Source organism: Methylobacterium sp. J-026 (assembly GCF_022829585.1).
Classification (GTDB): Bacteria; Pseudomonadota; Alphaproteobacteria; order Rhizobiales; family Beijerinckiaceae; genus Methylobacterium.
In genome coordinates, this window is the sequence record NZ_JAKSYC010000210.1 from 1 (window position 1) to 8,476 (window position 8,476).

Consider the following 8,476-nt stretch of genomic DNA (forward strand, 5'->3'; position numbering starts at 1 on the left):
CGACGCGGTGCGCGCCTTCCAGCGGGCGGTCTCCGAGGACAAGGTCAGTCTCGTCATCGCCAGCTACGTCTCCGAGGTGGTGCTGGCGCTGATGCCCTGGGCCGCCCGGCTCAAGACCCCGATGATCACCCCCGGGGCCGCGTCGAACGAGATCAGCGTCAACGTCCACAAGGACTACGCGCGCAACAAGTACACCTTCCACGGCTACCTGACCTCGCACGCCCTGGCGCAGGGGATCTGCGATTCGGCCAAGGAGGTGCTGGTCGAGAAGCTCAAGGCCAAGACGGTGGCCATCATGAGCGAGGACGCGGCCTGGACCCGCCCGCTCGACGCCGGCTTCGAGGAATGCCTGCCGCAGAGCGGATTGAAGGTGGTGGAGCACGTCCGCTTCTCGCCGGACACGGGCGACTTCACGCCGATCTACAACAAGATCGAGGCGGCCAAGCCGGACCTGATCGTCACCGGCATCGCCCATGTCGGGGTGCAGCCGACCGTGCAGTGGCAGAACCAGCAGGTGCCGATCGCCATGACCGGCATCAGCGGGCAGGCCACCGCCTCGACCTTCTGGGCCAACACCAACGGGGCCAGCCAGGGCGTGCTGTTCGGCAGCGTCGCGCTCCCCGGGATGGCGCTCACCGACAAGACCATCCCGTTCACCGAGGTCTTCACCAAGCGCTTCGGCGGCGCGCCTTCCTACGCGGGCTACATGGCCTACGACGCGACCTACTATGTGGCGGACGCGGTCCGGCGAGCCGGCTCCACCGAGGCCGACACGCTGATCGAGGCCCTGGAGAAGACCGACTGGGTCGGCACCGTCGGCCACATCGCCTTCTACGGCAGGGACGAGACCTTCACGCACTCGATCAAGTACGGGCCCGGCCTGATGACCGGCGTGCTCGGCCAGTGGCAGAACGGCAAGCAGGTCGCGATCTGGCCGACGGCGGCCGCCAACGGGACCCTGATCCTGCCCCCCGCGGTCAAGCCGGCGGTGCAGTAGTGCGGACGGGGAGCGCGCTGTGATCGGCCTCCAAATCCTCGTCGACGGCTTCGCGATCTCGGCCCTCTACGCGCTCGGCGCGATGGGCTTCACCCTGATCTTCGGGGTCTCGGGCGTCCTCAACCTCTCCCACGGGGCCATCATGGTGATGGCCGCCGTGGCGGCCTGGGCGGCCTCGGCGCTGTTCGGCCTCGGCTCCTACGCGGGGGCGCTGATCGGCGTCCTGTGCGGGCTCGCCGGCGCGCTGGTCACCTACTTCGCCATCGTCGCACCGATCGAGCGCAGCAGGGCGATCCCCCGGGAGGAGAAGGAGATCTTCGTCCTCACCGGCACCCTGCTCTGGGGGATCATGATCCAGGAGCTGGTGGCCTACTTCTTCACCGACAATCCCAAGACGGTCTTGCCGATCGTCGAGGGGGTGATCGAGATCGCCGGGGTGCGTACGCCGAAGAACGAGATCTTCACCGCGGTGATCTGCTGGGTGGTGATCGCCCTGCTCTGGCTGTTCGTGAACCGGGCCCGGGCCGGCAAGGTCCTGCTTGCCGCCTCCATGAACCCGCGCGGCGTGACGCTGCTCGGCCACGACATGGCGAAGATCTACGTGGCCGTCTGGGCGATCTACGGGCTGCTCGCCGGCATCGCCGGGGTGCTGCTCGGGATGTTTCTGGGGGTGTCCTCGTATTCCGTGGGGCCGCTCACCGCGAGCGCCTTCTCGATCGTGGTGCTGGGGGGCTTAGGGTCGGTCACCGGCTCGCTGATCGCCGCCTACGTGGTTGGGTATCTGGAAACCGCCACCGCCTACCTGATCTCGCCGGCCTACCGGGTGATCCCGGCTTTGCTGCTGCTCGTGGCCGTCATGTACCTGCGCCCGCAGGGCCTGCTGGGGCGGCGGTGATGGTTTTTTTCGAGGCTGTCCAGGGCCGCTTCTCTCCCTCCCCCCTCTGCGGGGGAGGGTGGCCCCTGCGTGAGCAGGGGTCGGGTGAGGGGAACCCGGCTTCCGGAAGTGGCGCGGCCTTCACGCAGCACACAGCCCCATTCTGCACTGTCGCTCCCCTCTCCCGACCCCCTTCGGGGGCCACCCTCCCCCGCAGTGGGGGGAGGGAAAGTCCCGCCCGCAGCGAGCGATCATGAAGCTCCTCACCACCCCCGGCTTCTGGATCGCGATCCTCGCCGTCGCGGCGGCCGCCACCCTCCCGTGGTACGTCTCCGGCTACATCCTCGGCCTCCTGACCATCGCCTACTACTTCGGCGTGTTCGCCATGGCTTGGGACCTGCTCTTCGGCTTCGCCGGGGAGGTCAATTTCGGCCCGACCTTCCTGATCGGGCTCGGGGCCTACGGCGCCGGCATCCTCAACAACCGCTACGAGCTGCCGATCCCCTACTGCTTGGCTGCCGGCACCGCGCTCGCCGTGGTCGGCGGCCTCGCCTTGGCGCTGCCGGCGCTGAAGGTGCGGGGCCCCTATTTCGGGCTGATCACCCTGGTGGCGGTGCTGCTCCTGCAGAACATGATCGTGGTGTTCTCCGGGCTGACCGGCGGCGAGATCGGCCTGACCGTACCCGACGTCATCTCGATCGACGCCGACACCAACTACTGGCTGGCTCTGGGCTTCATGGCGGTCTCCGGCCTGATCCTCACCGCCATCGCCCGCTCCCCCGCAGGGCTGATCCTCCAGGCCGCCGGGCAGGACCCGGTGGTGACCGGGGCGCTCGGCTTCAACGTCGCCAAGCACAAGCTCGCGGCCTTCGCGGTCAGCGCCGCCTTCTCGGGCCTCGCGGGCGGGCTGGTGGTCTTCTACATGGGCACCGCCTCGGTCGGCACGCTGATCGACACGGCGGTGGGCGTGCAGGTGATCATCGCGGCGGTGCTCGGCGGCCGGCGCACCATCGTGGGCGCGGCTTTGGGCGCGGTGTTCTTGATCGCGGCGGGCGAGTTGCTGCGCCCGCTCGGGGCGCTGTCGACCTTCGTGGTCTCGGCGGTGGCCCTCCTCGTGATCCTGTTCGTGCCGTCGGGGCTTCTGGGCCTCGCATCCTTCCGGAGAGCGCGATGACCGTCGCCGTGAGGCCCGCGCCGCCGCAGGCCGTCGCCCCCGTCCCCGTGGCGGCCGAGCCGTGCCTGACGGTGCGCGGCCTGACCAAGCGCTTCGGCGGCCTCGTCGCCGTCAAGGACATCGACCTCGACCTGCGGCCCGGCGAGATCCTGGGCCTGATCGGCCCGAACGGCTCGGGCAAATCCACCGTGATGAAGCTGATCATGGGCCTGGAGCGGCCGAGCGCCGGCTCGATCCGCCTCGACGGCGCCGAGATCGGCGGGCTGCCGGCCCACCGGGTGGCGCGCTCCGGCATCGGCCTCGTGTTCCAGCACGCGCGCCCGCTCCAGCGCCAGACGGTGCTGGAGAACATCAGCCTCGCACTCCTGCCCGACAGCCTGATCCGGCTCGCCGCCGACCCGCACGTGGCGCGGCGTGCCAAGGAGATCGCCGAGCGCGTCGGCCTCGGCGCGGTTATCGATCGGCGCCCCGGTACCCTGCCCTTCGCGGATCTGCGCCGGCTGGAGCTCGCCAAGGCGATCGCCCGCGACCCGCGGGTGGTGCTGGTCGACGAGCCCTTCGCGGGCCTGACCGGCGGCGAGGTCGCGGCGTTCTCCGAGCTGATCCGGGGGTTCCGCGACGAGGGCAAGGCTGTGCTCCTCGTCGACCACAACGTGAAGAGCGTCTCGGCCCTCGTGGACCGGGTGTTCGCCATGTATCTCGGCGAGCGCATCGCCGAGGGCTCGGCCGAATCCGTGATGGCCGACCCGACCGTGCGCCGGGTCTATCTCGGCGGCAGCATCGAGACCGCCGCCCGGCCCGAGGCGGCGTTCAAGCCGGATTCGCTGCTCACCGTCGCGGGCGTCGACGTGCTCTACGGCAAGGCGCAGGCGTTGCGCGCCGCCTCGATCCACGTCCACGAGGGCGAGTTCGTCTCGGTGGTGGGCCTGAACGGGGCGGGCAAGACCACCCTGTTCAACGCGATCTCGGGCCTCGTGCCGCATACCGGCACGATCCGGTTCGACGGCCGGGATCTGACCCGGATGAAGCCGGCCGCCATCGCCCGGGCCGGCATCGTCCAGGTGCCGGAGACCCGGGAGCTGTTCGGCGACCTCAACGTCCGCGAGAACCTCGACCTCGGCGGCCAGCATTTCCCGAAGGCCGAGAGCGGCAAGCAGCGCGAGTGGCTCTACGAACTGTTCCCGATCCTCAAGGCCCGCGAGGGCCAGAGCGCCCGCACCCTCTCGGGGGGCGAGCAGCAGATGCTGACCATCGCCCGGGCGCTGATGATGCGGCCCCGCCTGCTCATCCTCGACGAGCCGACGCTCGGCCTCGCCCCGGTGATCCTGGAATTGCTGTCGAAGGCCCTGGAGCGCCTGCGCCAGACCACGCCGATCACGGTGCTGCTCGGCGAGCAGAACGTCACCTTCGCGCTGCCGCACGCCGACCGGGTCTACGTGCTGGAGCAGGCCCGGATCGTCTGGGAGGGCCCGCCGCAGCGCTTCGCCAGCGAGATGGGGTCGGCGTATCTGTGAGGGAGCATACGGACGCGCGGCTCCCCTCCCCCGCAAAGGGGGAGGGAGACGCGCGGATCCCATCGGAACGACACCAGGGAGCGGACACCGTGGACTTCACCCTCTCCCAATCCCAGACGCACTGGCTGACCCGCGTCCGCGCCTTCATCGACGATGCGGTCCTGCCGGCCGCGGGCGCGGTGGCGGCCGAGCGGGCGCAGAGCCGCGACCCCTCGCCCACCATGGAGCGGCTGAAGGAGACGGCGCGGGCCGAGGGCCTGTGGAACCTGTTCCTGCCGCCCTCCCCCGAGCACGACACGGAGGATTATCGCGGCGCCGGCCTGACCAACCTCGACTACGCGCTCTGCGCCGAGGCGATGGGCCGGGTCGGGATCGCGTCGGAATGCTTCAACTGCGCGGCCCCCGACACCGGCAACATGGAGGTGCTGCACCGCTACGGCAGCCCCGCCCAGAAGGACGCCTGGCTCAGGCCCCTGATGGCGGGGGAGATCCGCTCCGCCTTCCTGATGACCGAGCCGGAGGTCGCCTCCTCGGACGCCACCAACATCGCGACGTCGATCCGCCGGGACGGCGATCACTACGTCATCGATGGCCGCAAGTGGTGGTCGACCGGCGTCGGCGATCCGCGCTGCCGGATCGCGATCCTGATGGGCAAGACCGACCCGGAGGCGCCCCGCCACCGGCAGCAGTCGCAGATCCTGGTGCCCATGGACACGCCGGGCGTGCGGGTCGCGCGCCTGCTGCCGGTCTTCGGCTACGAGGACGCGCCTAAGGGGCATGGCGAGGTCGTGCTGGAGAATGTCCGCGTGCCGGCCGAAAACCTGATCCTGGGTGAAGGCCGCGGCTTCGAGATCGCGCAGGGGCGGCTGGGTCCGGGCCGCATCCACCATTGCATGCGCACGATCGGGGCGGCGGAAGTGGCGCTCGAGGCAATGGCGCGCCGCCTCGTCTCCCGGGTCGCCTTCGGCAAGCGGATCTCCGAGCAGTCGGTCTGGGAGCAGCGGGTCGCGGAGGCGCGGATCGACATCGAGATGACCCGGCTGCTCTGCCTGAAGGCCGCCGACATGATGGACACGGTCGGCGCCAAGGGCGCCAAGCTCGAGATCGCCATGATCAAGGTCGCGGCGCCCCGGGTGGCGCTGAAGGTGATCGACGACGCGATCCAGGCCCATGGCGGGGCCGGCGTGTCGGAGGATTTCGGGCTGGCCAAGATGTACGCTCATATCCGCACCCTGCGGCTCGCCGACGGGCCCGACGAGGTCCACAACCGCGCGATCGCCCGGCTCGAATTCGGGCGCTACACCAATGCCCGTGAGGCGGAGCGTTCATGAGCGACGCCGAAATCTTCTCCGGCGTGAAGCCGGTTGAGCCGCGCCACCGGATCGACGAGGCGCGGCTCGCCGCCTGGATGGACGGGCACGTCCGCGGCTTCTCCGGGCCGCTCACCGTGCAGCAGTTCCGCGGCGGCCAGTCGAACCCGACCTACCGGCTCGACACGCCGGCCCAGGCCTACGTGCTGCGGCGAAAACCGTTCGGGCCGCTCCTGCCCTCGGCCCACGCGGTGGAGCGCGAGTTCCGGGTGATCGGCGCCCTCTACGGCGAGGGCTTTCCGGTGCCGCGCCCCTTCGCCCTCTGTGAGGACGAAAACATCATCGGCGCGGGTTTCTACGTGATGGAGGCGGTGGGCGGCACCGTGCATTGGGACGGGGCGCTCCCGGGCCTCGATCCCCATGCCCGCCACCGGCACTATGCCGGGATGATCGCGACGCTCGCCCGCCTCCACGCGATCGACCCGGAGGCGGCGGGGCTGTCCGATTACGGCCGGCCCGGCAACTACTTCGCCCGGCAGGTCGACCGCTGGACCCGCCAGTACCGCGCCGCCGAGGACGGGCGCCTGGAGAATGTCGAGCGGCTGATCGCGTGGCTGCCCCGGACCGTGCCAGAGCAGCAGGGTGCCTGCGTGGTCCACGGCGACTACCGCCTCGACAACCTGATCTTCTCCGCGGATGGCGGCGTCAGCGCGGTGCTCGACTGGGAGCTGTCGACGCTCGGCGATCCGCTCGCCGATTTCAGCTACCTGCTGATGCAGTGGGAGTTGCCCGCCGACGGGCGCAGCGGCCTCGGCGGCCTCGATCTGGCGGCGCTCGGCATCCCCGGCCGCGACGAGGCGGTGGCCCTCTACTGCCGGGCCGCGGACCGCGAGAACCTCCCCGACCTCGATTGGTACTTCGCCTACAACCTGTTCCGGCTGGTCGGCATCCTCCAGGGGGTGGCCGCCCGGGCGAAGGCGGGCAACGCCGCGAGCGAGCACGCCTCCGCCATGGCGGCGCGGGTGCCCAAGCTCGCCGCCGCGGCCTGGGCCTTCGCCGCGCGGGCGGGGGCCTGAGCGTGGAACTCGGCAGGGACCTAGCCGGCCGCGTCGTCGCCGTCACGGGGGCCGCCCGGGGCATCGGCCGGGCGCTCGCCGTCGCGGCCGGGGCCCGGGGGGCACGGGTCGTCGCCCTCGACCGGGACGGGCCCGGGGCGGAGGCCGTGGCGGCCGGGCTCGGCGGACGGGGCTTCGCCCTCGACGTGGGCGACGCGGCGGCGGTCGCCGCAATCCTGACGCGCATCGAGGCCGAGATCGGCCCGATCGCGCTCTACGGCTCCAATGCCGGCATCCTGGAGCGCGACCCCGATCCGGAGCTCGCCACCTCGGCGGATCTCGACAGCTGGGCGCGGTCCTGGTCGGTGAATGTGATGGGCCATGTCCACGCGGCGCGGGTTCTCGTGCCCCTCTGGCGCGCCCGGGGCGGCGGCGCGTTCCTGGGCACCGTCTCGGCGGCGGGGCTCTTGAGCCAGATCGGCAGCGCCCCCTACGGCGCTACCAAGCACGCGGCGCTGGCCTTCCTGGAACACCTCGCCATCGCGCACGCGGCGGACGGGATCCGGGTCGCCGCCCTGTGCCCGCAGGGGGTCGACACCGCCATGCTGGGGGCGGCCAGCGCGGCGTCCCGCGACGGCGTGCTGTCCCCGGAGGCCGTGGCCGAAGCCGCCTTCGACGGGCTGGCGGCCGGGCGCTTCCTGATCCTGCCGCACCCGCAGGTGGCGGCGTACGCCCGCCGCCGGGCCGAGGACCCCGAGCGCTGGCTCGCCGGCATGGCGCGCCTGCGGCAGGCGATGCTGGCGGAGGCGTGAGGATGGGCGGGGGCCACGCAGATCGCAACGCCGGCGGGACCCGCGCGTCCCCCTCCCCCCGCTGCGGGCTCCGATACTCATTCATCTGGGTCCGACGCCGGCGGCAGAGCGCGACGCACCCCCTCTCCCGGGCGGGCTACCCGATTCACGCTTCTCAGTCTGACGACAGGCGCGAACGGCCACGGGTCTTGCCCTCCCCCCTCTGCGGGGGAGGGTGGCCCCTGCGTCAGCAGGGGTCGGGAGAGGGGAACCCGGGTTCAGGATCGGGCGTGGCCTTCATGAAAGCTTACGCTTCCTTCTGCACCGTCGCTCCCCTCTCCCGACCCCCTTCGGGGGCCACCCTCCCCCGCAGAGGGGGGAGGGAGATGCGCTTGTGTCCGGCCGTTGCCCGCGGCCGGATGCGATGTGTGCATCCGGTAGCCCGTACGGGAGAGGGGGCCCCTGTCCCGGCGCCGGCCGCCACCGCGGGGCGTTCCCGCGAGCGGTCGCGCGCACGGCGGCAGACGGCGGCGGAACGGCTCGCGGCGGCCCCCGAGGAACCCGCCGCCGGGCTGACCGATGCGTCGTCCGCCGCGGACGCGCTGCGCCGCTCTATGGAGCAGAGCCCGGCCTGTCCCGCCGAAGCCGCCGTGGCCGCGCAGGATGCCCCTGGGTCCATCTGCGTCCACGTCCGGCGCTTCGTCCCGCCCCTCACGGCCCTCGGTGCGCGGCCGCCCGTGCCCCCCCGGTCCCGGCCCCGC

General features: G+C 71.6%; 7 protein-coding genes and 1 pseudogene. All 8 read left to right on the forward strand.

Features of this window, described 5'->3' with window-relative positions:
- Window positions 1-997: ABC transporter substrate-binding protein (locus MKK69_RS18745; RefSeq protein ID WP_243970301.1), on the forward strand; the 997-nt coding region annotated here is incomplete at its 5' end.
- A 19-nt stretch (window positions 998-1,016) separates the two neighbouring features.
- The gene (locus MKK69_RS18750) at window positions 1,017-1,892 is read left to right on the forward strand and encodes a branched-chain amino acid ABC transporter permease (protein WP_243970303.1); all 876 of its coding nucleotides are present in this window, start codon (window positions 1,017-1,019) and stop codon (window positions 1,890-1,892) included.
- Between the two features lie 232 nt (window positions 1,893-2,124).
- Window positions 2,125-3,045, forward strand: coding sequence for a branched-chain amino acid ABC transporter permease (locus tag MKK69_RS18755; RefSeq protein ID WP_243970304.1), 921 nt, complete (start codon window positions 2,125-2,127; stop codon window positions 3,043-3,045).
- Window positions 3,042-4,559: an ATP-binding cassette domain-containing protein gene (locus MKK69_RS18760; protein WP_243970306.1), complete on the forward strand. Its 1,518-nt coding sequence runs from the start codon at window positions 3,042-3,044 to the stop codon at window positions 4,557-4,559. Before MKK69_RS18755 ends, MKK69_RS18760 begins: the two co-directional genes overlap by 4 nt.
- Before the next feature lie 89 nt (window positions 4,560-4,648).
- Window positions 4,649-5,890 carry an acyl-CoA dehydrogenase family protein gene (locus MKK69_RS18765; protein WP_243970308.1) on the forward strand — a complete coding sequence of 414 codons (1,242 nt, stop codon included), beginning with the start codon at window positions 4,649-4,651 and terminating at the stop codon, window positions 5,888-5,890.
- On the forward strand, window positions 5,887-6,945 hold the full coding sequence (locus MKK69_RS18770; RefSeq protein ID WP_243970310.1) for a phosphotransferase family protein: 1,059 nt from the start codon (window positions 5,887-5,889) through the stop codon (window positions 6,943-6,945). Before MKK69_RS18765 ends, MKK69_RS18770 begins: the two co-directional genes overlap by 4 nt.
- 2 nt (window positions 6,946-6,947) lie before the next feature.
- Window positions 6,948-7,736 carry an SDR family NAD(P)-dependent oxidoreductase gene (locus MKK69_RS18775; RefSeq protein WP_243970312.1) on the forward strand — a complete coding sequence of 263 codons (789 nt, stop codon included), beginning with the start codon at window positions 6,948-6,950 and terminating at the stop codon, window positions 7,734-7,736.
- 407 nt (window positions 7,737-8,143) lie between these two features.
- Window positions 8,144-8,476, forward strand: a pseudogene (locus MKK69_RS18780) (hypothetical protein); the annotation flags it as partial.